General features: G+C 35.2%; 17 protein-coding genes. All 17 read right to left on the reverse strand.

Going from position 1 to position 15,226, the window contains the following annotated elements; genetic code table 11:
- Positions 1–5 precede the first annotated feature (5 nt).
- A complete protein-coding gene (locus TX86_RS22130) occupies positions 6–1,784 on the reverse strand; it encodes a fibronectin type III domain-containing protein (protein WP_042352249.1) in 1,779 nt (592 codons plus the stop codon).
- Positions 1,784–2,971 carry a hypothetical protein gene (locus TX86_RS22135; protein WP_042352250.1) on the reverse strand — a complete coding sequence of 396 codons (1,188 nt, stop codon included), beginning with the start codon at positions 2,969–2,971 and terminating at the stop codon, positions 1,784–1,786. The genes TX86_RS22130 and TX86_RS22135 overlap by 1 nt, the downstream gene beginning before the upstream one ends.
- Complete coding sequence (locus TX86_RS22140; protein ID WP_154663203.1) at positions 2,964–3,194, reverse strand: hypothetical protein; 231 nt, start codon at positions 3,192–3,194, stop codon at positions 2,964–2,966. The genes TX86_RS22135 and TX86_RS22140 overlap by 8 nt, the downstream gene beginning before the upstream one ends.
- A complete protein-coding gene (locus TX86_RS25960) occupies positions 3,184–5,367 on the reverse strand; it encodes a phage tail protein (protein ID WP_052343840.1) in 2,184 nt (727 codons plus the stop codon). Before TX86_RS25960 ends, TX86_RS22140 begins: the two co-directional genes overlap by 11 nt.
- Before the next feature lie 14 nt (positions 5,368–5,381).
- Positions 5,382–6,203: a phage tail family protein gene (locus tag TX86_RS22150; protein ID WP_042352253.1), complete on the reverse strand. Its 822-nt coding sequence runs from the start codon at positions 6,201–6,203 to the stop codon at positions 5,382–5,384.
- Entirely contained in the window at positions 6,200–9,490 is a 3,291-nt protein-coding gene (locus TX86_RS22155; RefSeq protein WP_052343842.1) for a hypothetical protein, read from the reverse strand. Before TX86_RS22155 ends, TX86_RS22150 begins: the two co-directional genes overlap by 4 nt.
- Positions 9,491–9,504: 14 nt before the next feature.
- A complete protein-coding gene (locus TX86_RS27505; RefSeq protein ID WP_268258270.1) occupies positions 9,505–9,636 on the reverse strand; it encodes a hypothetical protein in 132 nt (43 codons plus the stop codon).
- Positions 9,637–9,710: 74 nt separating this feature from the next.
- Positions 9,711–10,037 carry a hypothetical protein gene (locus tag TX86_RS22160; protein WP_042352255.1) on the reverse strand — a complete coding sequence of 109 codons (327 nt, stop codon included), beginning with the start codon at positions 10,035–10,037 and terminating at the stop codon, positions 9,711–9,713.
- 16 nt (positions 10,038–10,053) lie between these two features.
- Positions 10,054–10,635: a major tail protein gene (locus tag TX86_RS22165; RefSeq protein WP_042352257.1), complete on the reverse strand. Its 582-nt coding sequence runs from the start codon at positions 10,633–10,635 to the stop codon at positions 10,054–10,056.
- Positions 10,636–10,647: 12 nt separating this feature from the next.
- Positions 10,648–10,977, reverse strand: a complete 330-nt coding sequence (locus TX86_RS22170) for a hypothetical protein (RefSeq protein WP_042352260.1) — start codon at positions 10,975–10,977, stop codon at positions 10,648–10,650.
- Positions 10,974–11,336, reverse strand: coding sequence for an HK97 gp10 family phage protein (locus tag TX86_RS22175; protein ID WP_042352261.1), 363 nt, complete (start codon positions 11,334–11,336; stop codon positions 10,974–10,976). The genes TX86_RS22170 and TX86_RS22175 overlap by 4 nt, the downstream gene beginning before the upstream one ends.
- Positions 11,329–11,631, reverse strand: a complete 303-nt coding sequence (locus tag TX86_RS22180) for a phage head closure protein (protein ID WP_439096865.1) — start codon at positions 11,629–11,631, stop codon at positions 11,329–11,331. The genes TX86_RS22175 and TX86_RS22180 overlap by 8 nt, the downstream gene beginning before the upstream one ends.
- Positions 11,624–11,887: a head-tail connector protein gene (locus TX86_RS22185; RefSeq protein WP_042352262.1), complete on the reverse strand. Its 264-nt coding sequence runs from the start codon at positions 11,885–11,887 to the stop codon at positions 11,624–11,626. The genes TX86_RS22180 and TX86_RS22185 overlap by 8 nt, the downstream gene beginning before the upstream one ends.
- 32 nt (positions 11,888–11,919) lie before the next feature.
- Positions 11,920–12,024, reverse strand: coding sequence for a Rho termination factor N-terminal domain-containing protein (locus TX86_RS26465; RefSeq protein ID WP_081707803.1), 105 nt, complete (start codon positions 12,022–12,024; stop codon positions 11,920–11,922).
- Between the two features lie 53 nt (positions 12,025–12,077).
- Complete coding sequence (locus tag TX86_RS22190) at positions 12,078–13,331, reverse strand: phage major capsid protein (RefSeq protein WP_042352264.1); 1,254 nt, start codon at positions 13,329–13,331, stop codon at positions 12,078–12,080.
- 12 nt (positions 13,332–13,343) lie between these two features.
- Positions 13,344–14,033 (reverse strand): head maturation protease, ClpP-related, encoded by a 690-nt coding sequence (locus TX86_RS22195; RefSeq protein WP_439096866.1) that lies wholly within the window; start codon positions 14,031–14,033, stop codon positions 13,344–13,346.
- A complete protein-coding gene (locus TX86_RS22200) occupies positions 14,030–15,214 on the reverse strand; it encodes a phage portal protein (RefSeq protein ID WP_042352265.1) in 1,185 nt (394 codons plus the stop codon). Before TX86_RS22200 ends, TX86_RS22195 begins: the two co-directional genes overlap by 4 nt.
- Between the last annotated feature and the right edge of the window lie 12 nt (positions 15,215–15,226).

The raw sequence follows: 15,226 nt of genomic DNA on the forward strand, positions 1-15,226 counted from the left end.
CCACCTTATAAATAAATTATTCTCGAAGCTATACTAGTTCCTGTCGTTGTAGTACTCAAATTAGATTTTAAGCAAAAAATTCCAGCTTCATCTCCAGATGAGTTATTACCTCCAAATCTGACCAACGTATTACCATTGACAGATGTGTAATCTGAGTAATAAGTCGTTGAAGACCCATTAGTTGATGTAGGGAAAAAACCTGACTTTGTAGTACTTAATGTTCCAGAAATATATCCGCTTAACCCTGTAGATTTTCCAACTTTTTCATATCCAGTTCCTTGATCATTAAAGTTATCAGTTCCAACAAACACGTTGGCGTCAGTATCTGTTCGTACTCCGTCAACAACAATATCTTTATTCCCCCACAAATCTTCAATTCCATGGCATTTAACTCCAATCAATGAAGATGTTCTATCTCCAAAATACATTCCTTTATCGTTTAAATGTCCTGTTTGGACAGACGCTCCACTAACGCGTCCCATACCTAAAGATGATTGTGAGTTCAGATTTTTAAATCTAACCAAATACAATATCTGCATTAACAAAATTTGATAATATGCAATTAAACCGTATCCGACTCCTTTATTTTTAGCCCTAGTTCTGAAAGAATCAATTGTTAATGAAACTGTCGGAGCTTCTCCTGAAGATGAACATAGTTTTAGTTTTCCGCCTCCATCATCAAATACTTTACTTAAGTAAGCGCCGATATATAAAAAATCTTTTTCAATATCACCTCTTTTATGAGCTAAACAATCATAACTGTCATCAACTTTAACACTAGAGTATCTAACGTATACATAATCTCCTTCTTTTTGTATATTCCAATAAATTTTCGGAAACTTAACCATTATATCTCCTGTCATGTATTTATCAGGGCTAGAAGGTTCTCCATTTGTTTTTTTATTGTAATCATTCTTATCTAATTCATAAACAACAGTTCCGCCCAATAATTTAACTGGTTTTATTTCATTGAAAGGGAATTTGTTGTCCCAATCACTAGAAGCCGGAATCATACCTATAGAGTTATCTATATAAGAAACTGACGTTAAAGGGTTTGAATCTTTTGTGTTTATTTTAACTCCGTAAATTAAAGTAGTAGAAGGAGTTGATGATATTTCTTGCGATACATCTTCGTTATACAAATGATTGATGGTGTAAGTGAAAAATCTAAAATAATAAGTTGTATCGTTAGTTAATCCTGTTACAGAAATTGAGTTTTCTGTAGAGTCTACAAATGTTATTCCGTCTGAGACGCTTTCAGGATATGAACCTTCTTTGTAAACACCTAAAGTTTTGTAATATACATTATCTGTTGAAGGAGGGTTATCCCACGTTAAATTTACTTTGCCGTCTTTTGGATCAGCCGAAATGTTAGTTACTGGTTTAGGAGTTTTTTTGATTTCTGTAAAAATACTACCTCCTACACCTTTAGAAATCTCTATATCTCCGAAAGTTGTGTAAATACAGAAAAATTTATAGTAATAGTTTTTCATTTGTTGTGAATCATAAATTAATCCGTTTTCTGTACCTTCGTATATTTTAGTTGCTGAACTTACGCAAGTTTCATAAGACGAGTTAACTATATTTTTAGTTTCACTCATATATAATTCAACTTTCATAAATTCAGATTGAGTAGGAACAACCCAATCCCATGAAATAGCTAAACCTGAATCTGTAGAAGATGAAGTTAAATCAGTTACTTCTGGTAGTGGTTTTGCTGGTTCAGATCCACCTCCTTTTTTACTAAATAAACCATGAGCCATTAATACATAATCAATATTCATTAAGCCACCACCTTATCTACTATGATTCCGTCTGGGTCATACACAAATGACCATGTTTTTGTTAATACTATTTCGGTACCAGCATCATTATAAAACTGCCAAGTTGCTGTTTGGTAATTACCATTACCATCAGGGTTAGACAATGTGCTCTTCATGTATAAACTACCGTCTGCTCGCTTGAAATCAACTGATAAATATACTGTTTCCACTTTATTAGAAGCAAAACTACTCAAACCACTGTCATGAGGCATATACTCTTTTTCATGTACTCCTACAGCTAAATCAATTTTTTCTTGCGCTCCTTCTGGACTTTCAAAGATTTGTCCTAAATCAACATTACCTTCACTATTAGGACCAATACCATTTACACTAGAAACCGCACCAGAGCCATCTACACCTCTTTGCGCAACTAACTGCCATGAAGCATTGCTTTTTGTAGGTAAAGTAGGAGGAGCTACACCAATCGAATCTTTTAATGCTTGGAAGCTACTTCCGTTGAATTCTACAATGTTATTTCTCTTATACTGTACAGTTGCAGAATAAGTACCTTTGTTTTCTAAACCTTGAACGTTAGGCAATAAAGAATTAATCATACTTGTAGATGATTGTGCGTCACTGGTTGCAGCATTAGCAGCAGTCGTAGCAAGTTCAGCGAGCAAAGCTTTTTCATTTGCAAGAGTTGCCTTTTCATCTGCATTTGTAGCTGCATTATTAGCAGATTGCGTAGCAGAAACAACATCTACTTTCAATTGCGAAAGGTTACTAGTTTCTTGGTTAGCATTTTGAGCAGAACTAGCAGCTTCTACAGCCTTTTCATGAGCGTAATCACCTTTTGATTGAGCATATTCACCTTTCTCCTGTGCGTAATTCCCTTGAGTTTCTGCTTCATTGCCTTTTTGCTCAGCCTCATTACCTTTAACATTAGCATTCAACGCAGCTTCTACAGCTAATTGCTTTGTCGCATTAATGGAATCAATATAATCTTGTACATTAACACCAGATAAAAATTCATCACGTTCTTTTGAGTCTTCATCCACACGTTTGATTTCTTGCAATAATTCTTGCTTAGTTGTATTTGATGAGTTATTTTGATTAACAAAATCCTGTTCGATCTGTGAGAAATTATCATTAATATCTTTCCTTGTTTGGCTATCCAGTGGATTTAATATAGTTTTATACTTACTCATTCACAGCGCTCCTTTCATTGATTTTTTGTTTAACCATTCGTAAATACCTTGTTGTCTTTTGTCTTGCTTGCAAATCAGATTTCTTTGATAAATCATTAACTGGCATTTGAGATAAACGCCTTTTCATTTTTCGATGAGTATCTATTAGTTTCTTTTCTTCAATATCAGCGAAATAAATCTCAATAGATCCATCTTCATTTTCACGAAGCATTTTAACCTTCAATTTCATCTACCTCGCTTTCGTGAGTAAGTTCTAAACGAGTAGTTTCATAACCTTTACGTTTTGCCTTAATCTCATATGCAAAATGAATATCATCTCCTTTAATTACAAAGCTATAAGGAGTCATAGAATCTAAATCAACATAGATTTGTCCAAGACCATATGGAGTAAGAAATACTTCATAATCAATATCTGTATTAACGGTTTCTTTGAAAAGAGATTCTATTTCAATAGCACATTCTCCATTTACGACTTTGCCACGACCAATATCACCAAAATAATACTCAGCTGTCTCATATGCTGAGACGTTTACATATCCGATAGAAGTTAGGACAGAAGCGTTTTTGGTTCCTTTGACATTAGAGTCACCATTAACAGTTAAAGAGCCGCCAACATCAGCATTATAACAAGACATTTTAGCGAACATCTCTACTTCATTTGCAGATAAAACTATATTGTTACCGTAACTCATAATATAAAATGCTCCAGAAGACAATTTACCTATATAACCTTTTTGACCATTTGTATTAAATGTCATCAATGGATAAGAATTATTGATATTAGTCGTATCAGATGAGTCAATTATGATACTAGAACTACCATTTTGTGATGTAAGCTTATTCTCTTGCAACAACATTCTTGGTGATGATGTAGAAGGAGATGTCGTTATTGTGAAACCAATAAGTGTACCAGCTACTAATCTATTAACATCAATAGTATTAGTTCTAATAGAACCGCCGTTAATCATCGTTGTATTAGGATATTTCCACACGTTTACAGTCTGTTCTACTTGATCCGCAGCAGCTAAAGCATTGTCTGCATTTTGTTGCGCTTGTGAAGCTTTGCTATTAGCAATAGTAGGGTCATAATTACTGTTATAAAAATTAGTACCTGGACCAACAGTAATATTATTAGCAGCCAGTTGACCGATGGCACCAGCCGATAATACAAAGCCATCTGCTGTAATTGCTTCTTTGAACGACTTACCACCATCAACACTAATTCCTATACCCTTGCTATTTAACCAAACCATTTTATCAGGGTCTGTCGGATCAACAGCAATAATTCCATTTTCGAATATTAACTCTGTTTGAGCTGATTTTAATGCTTCAGTTGCTCTAATAACTGCATCATCAAGTACGTTATAAGGTAGCTTCTGCTCACCATTTAAGATAGCATCCATGTTATCCTTAGTCTTTTGGAAATCAGCTATAGTATCAGTTAAATTGTTCCTAAAATTTTCAAATGTATATTGTGCTGATTGGTTAGATTCTGGAAAGTCCACAATCTCCATGACACGAGATGTTATATCAATATTTAAAGGCTCATAGATGACAAATACACTATCACCTAGTTCTACTTGTGATGTATTTACACCAAGCTTTAATAATTCAATCCCATCAATTTTGAATGAAACTTGCGGCTTATCTATCAACTCCGATTTTATACGGGCCAATAATTCTGATTGAATCGTATATCTCTCATCGTAAACAGGCTTTGCATGACGTTTACCGTATGTAGCCCACATAGGAGATAAATATTCAGCCATAGTTACATAACTTCCATCCTCATTCTTCTTGCCAAACCCTTTAATTACAGTGGACAAATTACTTGTATCAACATATTTCTCAATCGTTTTAACGTTATGTTTAAAACGGAATTGTATATCCGTATCTCTACCAACTTGCTGATAAAATTTAAGATGCTTCTTATTAATGGATACTTCTGCACCAAATACATTTATTGCTTTCTGTACCAAAGCAAGTGAATTATCATTCCCAAATGATTCAAAAACAGCACTAGAGAATGAGTCAACAACTTCATACGTGTATCCAGTTCCTTCTAAGGCAAAAGCTAAACAGGTAGACAGTGTTTGAGTATTAGTAATCGTTCCATACTGAAAAAAGTCCACTAAATCAAAAAAAGTGTGAAAGGCTTCAATCTGTTTAACTACAGCATTACCGACCATTTTTTCAGTCATTTTTTTAATTCGATATAGCTGACTATCATACTCAAGCAAACTTTCCTCCACAACCAAATCAAACGAATGTGTATTACGCTCCGTTTGAAACAACAAAAAAGAGAGCGAATATTCACCGTTCACCCTCCGTTTACGCTGTAATGTTGTATAATCTGTCAACATCTCACTTCGTCCATCTAAATGAGTAACAATCAATATATCACCATCCTTTATATATAGTAGAAACGGAAATCAAATGAAATTAAAAAAGAACCACTTGTACCGGATAAAGTAAAGTCGTTCCACCCTTTTTTAAGCGTTATTAATTTACGGTTTGTATCACCAAATATCGTTAAGCTATTTTTTAGCGATCTAATACCTTCAAGCTTAATAGTATCATTGGTATTAGACGTACCGCTGTATTGCCACACATCACCAGTTGTAGTATTAGTGATTTTTAGATTATTTGATGCACCTTGGTACTTAATAAGTAACGGCAATTCCCTTGGATCAATATCTATATCACTTGCGTTGTAAATACGAAAAGTTGTTGTACTATGCGCATACTTAGCTTCTGTACCAATATCAAAGCCAAGATTCTGTCCAAACTGCCACTTATCAGAATCAAAAGTTAATGGGTCCATTGTTGTACCAACCGACTCAGCATATGGAGACGAAGAAACAAATTCAATCTCAAATGTGCCAGCAACTAATGAAAGCCTTTCGGGTGTGTATGAAGCAGCAGTCTTAACAAGCCATCTCTTGCCTTTCTCTTGAGTATTTATTAAGTAAAATGGCATTTGCGAATAAAAGAGCTTAAATACTTCATTCCTTAGAAGTGAATAATCATGAAAGTCCACAGCTTGAATAAAAAACTTCACTCTCATTTTCCTACCTTCAAATGCAGTACCTAAATCTAGATATCCACTTCTTCCTTCAATTTGCTCGGTAAAATGAATTGGAGAAGGAGAATCCAATATAAAATTAAGTGGTATAATCCCTATACTTTTCGTGTTATACCTTGTGCCTTCTAATGTTTCAATGTATATCATCCCTTAACACCACTCATTCTCCTTCTCGAATTTAATCTACTGCCTAATTCAATCTCTAAAGAATCTGCCATATTTCTAACATCTTGTATAGAAGCATCACCTGTATAGGACAGATTAATAGTAATTGGACTAGAATGAGTAATACTTGTCTTACTTGTACTAGTCGTTGAAGAAGGACCAATATCAATCATCTTCTGAGCATTATCTCCTAACAGTCCATACGCATTATCTATTGCACCCATTAAATCTGGAGATGTTGACTGAATCCCCTTAATAAAACCTTCATTAGTAAATTCTCCAACCTCCATGAAAACACGTGAAGGAGATTTAATGCCTAATAATGATTTAGCTTTATTAATAACACCATCCACAACTCCTGTGATTGCCTCTATAGCTGATGATGTCATAGAAGATATTCCGTTTATCAATCCTCTGATTATGTCTTTACCTACACTAGTTAGATTAATGCCATCTAAGAAGCTTTTAGCCTTATTCCACCCAGTTTCAACCGCCGATTTCACACCATTCATAGCTGTTGTAACTGTAGATTTAAAAGAATTAAATATATTTGTAACAGTTGTTTTAATGCCATTAACAATAGTTGTAATTGATGATTGAATACTAGTCCATATTGATGTAATTGTAGATTTAATACTATTAAAAACACTAGAAGTAGTATTTTTTATACTATCCCATACGGTAGTAAACGTTGATTTTATATTATTTAAAATCGTAGTTATTGACGATTTCACTTCGTTCCATATTGATGTAGCAGAACTTTTCAAGGTGTTCCAAACATTTGTTACCGATGTTTTTATGCCATCCCAAATAGTTGTAAAGGATGTCTTTAAACCGTCTAAAGTAGTTGTGAAAAATGATTTTATACTATTCCATACGGATGTTGCTGTAGATTTCAATCCATTCCACACTGTTTCTACTACTGATTTAATTGCATTCCACACTGTAGTAAATGCCGTTTTGTAAGCATCTAATACCGTAGTAAAGTAAGACTTAATACCATCCCATACTGATGAAGCGATAGACTTTATTCCATTCCAAAGTGTGGAAAGAAAAGTCTTAATATTATTCCAAGCAGTTTCTGTACCTTGTTTAATGGAATCCCAATTTTTTGTTATAAGTGCAATTAATTGACCTAAAGGGCCTCCGAATACAGCTAATAAAGTTAAACCCCATTGACTAAAGAAATCTTTAATACCATTCCATACAGCCTCAGCAGTTGATTTTATACCATCCCATGTGGATGATAAAAAATCTTTGATCCCATTCCACGCACTTTCAAACCCTGATTTAATACCGTCCCACACTGAAGAAAGGAAATCTTTGATTCCATTCCAAATCGTAATAGCATAAGCACTAATTTCATCCCAATTCTTATATACCGCTACACCTGCTGCAATAAGTAATCCTATGGCCGCTACAACTCCTGCAATTGGTAACGCAATCGCTGCTATACTAGCCATAAGAGGTGTGGACGCTGCAATAATACCCATAAAGAGAGGTGCTAACGCCATCGCTGCACCAACTAAAATACCTATAGCTGTTCCTATCGCTACTAATGTAGCAGCTAATGTAGGATTATTTTGAACCCATTCCGCAATTTTACCGATTACTTCAGCTATTGTAGTTAGTAATGGTTCCAGAGCTACTTTTAAATCAGAAAAAGCTTGTCTCAATGCCACAGTAGGATCTGTATTAAGCTTCTCAGTGGAAGAATTAACATCATCAATTCCTTTTTTTAAATCGGCGGTTCCTTTTTCAGCATTTATCATTGTGTCTACAATTTTCATGCCTTGGTCTTCGAATTTGGTACCGAAAATTTGCACTCCTAATTCATTCCGAAGGGTAGCATCTTCCACACCAGCCAAAGCCTTTGCGACTTCAACCATGGCTTGTTTTCCGCCTTCTCCACCTTTAGCGACTGCCGCACCCCATGTCTGCATCTGTTTAGCAGAGATATCTGTTTTAGATAGTAATTCTCCCATCGCTTTAGGTATTTCTAATCCAAACTCGGAAAGACCTATCTTCCCTTCCTTCAACCCGTCAAGTAAGTTATCGATATTCCAACTTTTAGTGTCGACCGCAGCTGAGAGGATGTTTTGGACCTCTGTAGCACTGAATCCTGCAATTTTCAGCTGTTCCCCGTATTCGGAGATGATGTCTAGTTGTTCTGGAGGAAATCCTGTTTTGAGCAAAGAGTTTACAAGTCCGAGTGCTTGTTCATTCGAAATATTGAGTGCTCCACCGATTTCATTAGCTTCCTGGATCAACTCTGTAAAATCAATCCCTGAATAAGCAGCAGCGATAGTTCCTGCCATTTTAACAACAGCTGCGTTTGACTCATCACTTGCATCTTTATTAAGCGCCCACTGTCTACGTACACCTTCAAGTGCTGATTCAGCATCTACACCATAACTTGTTACAGTATTAATAGCGTCTTTAACAGATGCTTTTGAAGACTCTGGTACTTCCATTGATATTTCAATCTTTGTGTTTAAAGAAGATGTATCTAATGCAGCACTAATAGCACCAGCAATACCACCACCAGCAGCTAGACCAGCTACAGTATTTTTTAGTTCATCACCAAAGCCGTTAACAGCTTGTTCAGCTTCATTTGCTTCTTGTGATACTCTATTTAAATCCTGTCTTATCTGATCAATACTAGCTCCATTATGAACATTTGATAACGCAGCTCTTAATCTACCTAAATCTGTATCAGCTCCTAACGCAGCTTGACCAATACGTTCAATAGCTTGATTAAGTTGTGCTGATGTAGCAGTACCATTTCTAATAGCAGATGTAAGACGGCCGCCGAGAGCATTTGCAAATTGGTCTACACTTGTACCGGTTGCTTGAAACAAAGCTTGAAGTTCGCGTGTTGCATTACCAGTTCTTTGTTGTTCGTTGGCCATATTTTGAAGTTGCCCTCTAAGACCATTTAAAGTACCTTCAGTTGTTTCAATCTCACGCCTAAAAGCTCGGTATTGCTCTGCTCCAATTTGTCCGCTCTGAAATTGCGCTTCTACCTGTGCCTGCGCTTGTTTTAATGTATCTAGCTTTTCGGATGTCGCTTGAATTCTTTCGGTTAAGATTTGTTGTTTTTGTGCCAACAGCTCAATGTTACCAGGGTCAAACTTAAGAGCCCTTTCAACCTGTTTAAGTTCTGTTTGTAAACTAGTACTCTGCTTGTTTACATCCTTTAAGGCATTCTGTAAACCTGTTGTCTCTCCACCAATTTCAATAGTGATTCCTTTGATATTTCCAGCCATATTCTCACCTCGCTTCAGAACTTGTCAAAATCATTTTGAGTAGCTTTTCTAACCCGCTCTTTAGCTGGCTTTTTCATTTCCATGTATTCATCCACATAATCAAGACACATACCAATCGTCATATATTCCATATCAGCAATACTCAATTCGCATTTCTTACACAATAAAAGGTACATCTCTGTAGAGAATTGATCTCCACTAGATGTACCTTTGTTTTTAGTTATTTTTTTTTAGAGTTAAGCATCCTTGCTAAGATGTCCTGTAGTTCAGGAATAATATCAACAATAGGGAATTCATCAAATGTATCAAGCCATTCCAACGGTGAAGCAATCTCTTTATCTGCTGTTTTAGCAAGGGTCCAAGCGATATTATAGAAAGCTTCAAAATCAAGAGATTCATATGAAGCCTCTTTTGCATTAAATGCTTTTTCCATTTTGGCTAATTCTGCAAAAAAGTCTTTACCAAACTGCTGTTTATACCTTAAAGGAGTAGCACCTGTACTTTTAAATACAACATTTTTACCATCTATTACAATTGTCTTTTCCATTCTTTATGCCCTCCTATTAAGATCCTGGGCTAACTTCTTTTTGATAAACCTTTGTATACCAAGCATCATAAATAGAAGGTGAAGTAGCAGCAGTTGTTTTAGTTTTAACCATCATTTTTCCATCAATCTCAATAGGACTGGAAACTAATTTTAATTCATTAGGTGAAACTTCGGTGCCTGTCTCTTTTGTATTACCGCTGATATTTGGTCTGTTTGCTTTACAGTTAAAAAGAACATGACGAGTAGCTTTTACATCACCTTCAAATTGCCATAAAAGAGCAAACGGTTTACCTTGTGCATCTGCTAATTCATTTAATACTTTGTCTGCTTCATCAAGTTCTTCACCTAAGGCATCAATGGCAAACTGTTCTGTAATTGTTGCAATATTTAAGGTTGATTCATAACCTTGGTTACTGCTCGCAACATAGTAAAGAATGTTATCCGCATAAAACTCTGTAAGCTCCCCTTTTGGTTCAGAAGTCATACTCACAGCACCTGGAATTGGAATAGGTGTTTCAAATGTTACTTTCCCATTAGTAATTGTGTATGGCGCATAATGCACTTTACTTAAACCAAATTCAACTTTGTTTTCACTCATATATCACCACTCCTAAAATAGTTTTATTTCATAAATTCGTTGGAATAGATTCTCTGATTCTATATAGGTTTCAATAGCATCATTAGGAAGTTCATTCTCTTCAAGAATCTTTTCTAACTTTGCTTCTGCAACTAAATCTTTCTTTGCTGTATAAAGTTCGAGTTGAACAATATCCACACGCTTATATACTTTGTTATCTGCTTTAACATTGGCTGTATAAGGCGTCAAATAACAAATGTAAGGCGGAGCCGGAACAGGCTTTGTAGATGTTGCAGTGAAATGCGAATAAGCCACAGGATAACCCGTAGCATCTAATATTTTCTTTAATTTAGCTAATGTCATGATCTAACCGCATCCTCTACTAAATTAGTAAAGTTTTCGATGGCATTCTGTTCAGCAGGTCTTATATGAGCTTTACCAGGAACACGCCCACCACTTACTTTTGCATGACCTTTTTCTAAAAGATGGGTTAATTGCGGTTTTTTCTTATTAACAACAATTGTTTTTCCATCTTTTTGAACAGTTCCCCACCCCGATGCATAATCTCCTCCACCTGGACTTCTTGGACTTGTCGCTTTTAATTCAGAAACAGCTTCTTTAGCAGCTTTCTTTTCTGCATCTTTTACCTTCACCTCTACATCAGATGAATAAATAGCTAATTGTCTAGCAATCTCATCAGCTAAGTTATCAATATTAGCCACCAATTTTCACCTCACAATAAAGTTCAATTGTTTCATCTTTTCTCTCATATGTTCGATAAATATGATAGATTTTATTATTAAACTTCACTGTCACTTCATCCTGATAATCCAAACAGTGGATAATTAGAACACAACTAGCTTTAATTCCACTTTGACCGGCTTGAAAAAATTCAGATTGTGGAGATGATTTCTTTTCACAAAAGACCATTCTAGAATAATCTTCTTTTTCGGTTACTTGCCCTAACTCATCTTCGGTGCTTGTTGTAATTGGAAGGAATACTATATCGCTAAACACTATATTCACCACACAATGCCAAACTAATGACTAATGAATCAAATGACATACGATACTTTTCCGAATCCGTATTAGACAAGCCAAATTCCGATTTACAGTAAACAATAATAGCTTGTCTTATTAATGGGTCCTTGTCTTGGTATGTCTTTATCCCTTTGATCAACATTTCAGCTTTACATGAAGCTATTAAATCTTCAATCTCGCTATCTAATTCATTATGAGAAATACGCAATGCTTTTTTTACTATTTCGAGCATTAAATCACCACCAAAAAAGCATTGAAAACAACCTATTCAGTAGCCTTCAATGCTTCAATTAATTCAGCTTTATTCATAGCACTATAACCAACTATCCCTACTTCTTTTGCTAATACTTTTAGTTCAGTTACAGTCATTTCCTCATAGTTGGTAGGTACGCTAAAGGTCGTGCTTCTACCTTCAACATTAATTACTTTTTTAAGATGACAAATGCTTTTGTATCAATTACACCACCATCCACAATTGCATAAGCTACATAATCAACTTTACGAGCTTTGGCATGTTCCTCAGTTGTAATTGAAATATCTTCGTTAATATTAGCTTTGTATCCAGCACTTAAATTAGCAAAAGCGATTTCCCCATCAGCTAAAGTAGCATCTACTTTTACAGTTCGACCAAGAATACGACCAACTCCACCATTGATTACATCCGCAATAAACATTGGTCGTCCCATTTCATCAACTACATTAGCTAAAACATCCCAAACAGTAGCATTGTTCGCATAAATTGTTACACCATTTGCATACTTAGAATAAATTTTACCCATTGCTTTTGTTAGATCTTTATATACAACACCATTTGCTTCAGTATAAGTGATAATTTGCGGTGTTCCAGATTCTTTTGTTAATGCTGTTTTAAATCCTTCTGGTTCAGGTTTAAATACTTCACTAGTACCAGGCTTACCCTTACCAGCATATACCCCATAAGACAATGCTTGTCCTAATAAATCAGATAGTGTTTGTTGGATATAGGGAATAAAATCCCCGATTGCCATTGCACGGAGCTTCCAAGTAATAGTTACTGAACGTGATAATTCGCAACCAGTTAAATTCAGTTCACCAAATTTCATTTCGGTGTCTTCTGTTTCTGTTGCTTCATCATACCATTCTGTAGTAGAAGTAGCTCCTGCTCCTTTTGTATATGTTAAGTTACCTTTAATTCGTGTTGCAGAAACATCCGACCATAAAGGATAATCTTCAGCAATTTGTGTCCAAATACCAGCTGCGACAGTATCAGGAATTAAGATACCAGTATTTTCAGTAGTGTGCGTGAAAGCAGCCTTAAATTCATCATTAACACGATCAAACACTTCTTGCTCGTCATTTGTAAGTTTCATACCTTTCATATCTTTAGCCCATGCCATTAGATATTCTTTAGATGCAGAAGCCTTCTCTTCTTTCGGTTCAGTGCCAAACATATTGATTACTGTTCCAGAATGACCATCATTGATTTTAGCAGCTCTTTCTAAAAGTTTGGCTTGTGCTTCAAGTGAATGCATTTCATCGTCTTTTGCAAACATGATTTCTGCTTTTAATTCATTTTTCAACTCTTCTAGTTCAGCTTTAATCTTCTCTGCTTCATCATATTTCTTTGCCTTAACAAGCTCCTTACCTTCTTGTTCTTTAGCTTCAATTTTTGCTTGCAATTCTTTTAATTTATTCATTCTAACTTCCTCCTAAAAATCGAATAAAAATTCGTGTGTTTTATCAATACTATTTTGTTGCTTGGCGCTTATGAGACTACTTGGTGTATTTTTAAAATCTTTATACATCTCAGATATACAAGCAACAGCTTGTACTTCATCGCTAACACGAATATCAAAATATTTTGCTGCTTCCTCTCCTGTAAACCATGTTTCATCTGCAACAAACTGACGAATGGTTTCAATATCCACACTTTCATTTAGATTGTCAGCGTAAATATTCATCATGCCTTCTTCTAAAACATCTAATGTATCAGCTTGTTTACGTAGATCGTTAGCGTTTCCCCATGTACTTAGCCAAGGTTTGTGAACCATAAAGAAAGCATTAGCTGGAATAATGATTTCATCACCCGCTAACGCTATTACGGATGCTATACTTGCTGCTAGACCATCCACATATACTCTTTTATAACCCTGGTGTCGCTTCAGCATGTTGTAGATTGCAATACCAGCGAAGACAGCACCACCACCGCTATTTATATAAATGTTTAGTTCTTTTCCTTTAGCAGAATCTAAAAAGTTTTTAACATTCTCAGGGTATTGGTCCGTATCATCCCATGCTCCCCACCAACTAGAAACAATATCTCCGTAGAAATAAAGATCGGCACTAGTTTCTGTCATGTTTTTTACTTCTAAGAAACTTTTAAGATTGTCCTTTTTCAATTATTCTCACCTCCTTCAGTTGCGGTTTGCCTATCATCAGTAATAGGAACTGTATCTAAACGTCTAACATATTCATCCCCACCTTCTACAGGTGGCATATTTAATACTTTTCTTATGTCATTTGCGCTCATCACACCTCGATCCAAAAACTGCACTAGATTAATTTTTGTCTGCATGGAAGCATACTGAAGAGACGACGCTTCAAAGATAATAGAATTACCGAAACCTCGCTCACGTTTTGAAAATATTTTTCTTGTGTATTCATTACTATTTTGCATCGAATATGGTTCTACTTCAGCTTCAAAATAAGAATTCCATTCGTTTTCTGTATAGTTACTCATAACAATTTTGTCATTGGTACCAAAATAAGCGTAAACACGTTTTACCGTATCTGCAGTTTGTTTTTCATTTGGTACATACGCTTCATTTTTAACTTGTTCCAAATCATATTTAGCATCTGCCGCAGCTGCACCACCCGTTTCAGAATCAATCGAAAGATAATTTTCAGTAAAATCTATTGTTTGTTGTTTCATATCTTCTGGTCGTAGTGTACTTTTGAATTTTAATAGCCATTTTACTACAGCAGAATTTTTTATAGCTTTAATAATTCCTTGGTCAATAGTAGTTACAACATCCATTAAAGGTAACAATACATCTCTTGGAGAATCTCCAAATAAATCATTACTGTTATAATCATTACGCAAATGAATAATATGCTTATATGGAATTGTTTGATACTTTCCGTTTGAAAATAAAAACTTTAAATATAACTCCCCAGTACTGTCTTGTACTGCTTCTACTGACGTACAAGGAACTGGCCACAATTCTGTTAACATACCATGTTCGTATTTCATATAAATAAAAGCATTATTATTTAATTTGTAATGCGTTGCAATCTTTTCTTGAAGCATCTGACCACTCATTAAAGGGTTTGGTTCTTCTAATAAAAATCTAATGTTTACATTTGGATTTATTTTAAAAGTTTGTTCGTTGCTTAGAATATGTTTAGCAATAAGCTTTCCACTTGCTTTAGCAAAAGGACGAATACAGGATCGGATGATGTCTGACTTATACAAATTGCCACCGAAAGAATAAAAACCATTACCGTTATCACTAATCATTTCAAATCTAGTTGTTGCTTTACTTTGCTTGTTAGGAAAAAGCCAATCTAATAACCCCAATGTTTCACCTCC

The sequence above is a fragment of the Bacillus massiliigorillae genome (assembly GCF_000380245.2).
Classification (GTDB): domain Bacteria; phylum Bacillota; class Bacilli; order Bacillales; family DSM-1321; genus Bacillus_AD; species Bacillus_AD massiliigorillae.

Coding starts and splice junctions, on each gene's coding strand:
- TX86_RS22130 (WP_042352249.1), bottom strand. CDS start 1,784: ATGAATATTGATTATGTATTAATGGCTCATGGTTTATTTAGTAAAAAA.
- TX86_RS22135 (WP_042352250.1), bottom strand. CDS start 2,971: ATGAGTAAGTATAAAACTATATTAAATCCACTGGATAGCCAAACAAGG.
- TX86_RS22150 (WP_042352253.1), bottom strand. CDS start 6,203: ATGATATACATTGAAACATTAGAAGGCACAAGGTATAACACGAAAAGT.
- TX86_RS22155 (WP_052343842.1), bottom strand. CDS start 9,490: ATGGCTGGAAATATCAAAGGAATCACTATTGAAATTGGTGGAGAGACA.
- TX86_RS22160 (WP_042352255.1), bottom strand. CDS start 10,037: ATGGAAAAGACAATTGTAATAGATGGTAAAAATGTTGTATTTAAAAGT.
- TX86_RS22165 (WP_042352257.1), bottom strand. CDS start 10,635: ATGAGTGAAAACAAAGTTGAATTTGGTTTAAGTAAAGTGCATTATGCG.
- TX86_RS22170 (WP_042352260.1), bottom strand. CDS start 10,977: ATGACATTAGCTAAATTAAAGAAAATATTAGATGCTACGGGTTATCCT.
- TX86_RS22185 (WP_042352262.1), bottom strand. CDS start 11,887: ATGCTCGAAATAGTAAAAAAAGCATTGCGTATTTCTCATAATGAATTA.
- TX86_RS26465 (WP_081707803.1), bottom strand. CDS start 12,024: ATGACTGTAACTGAACTAAAAGTATTAGCAAAAGAAGTAGGGATAGTT.
- TX86_RS22190 (WP_042352264.1), bottom strand. CDS start 13,331: ATGAATAAATTAAAAGAATTGCAAGCAAAAATTGAAGCTAAAGAACAA.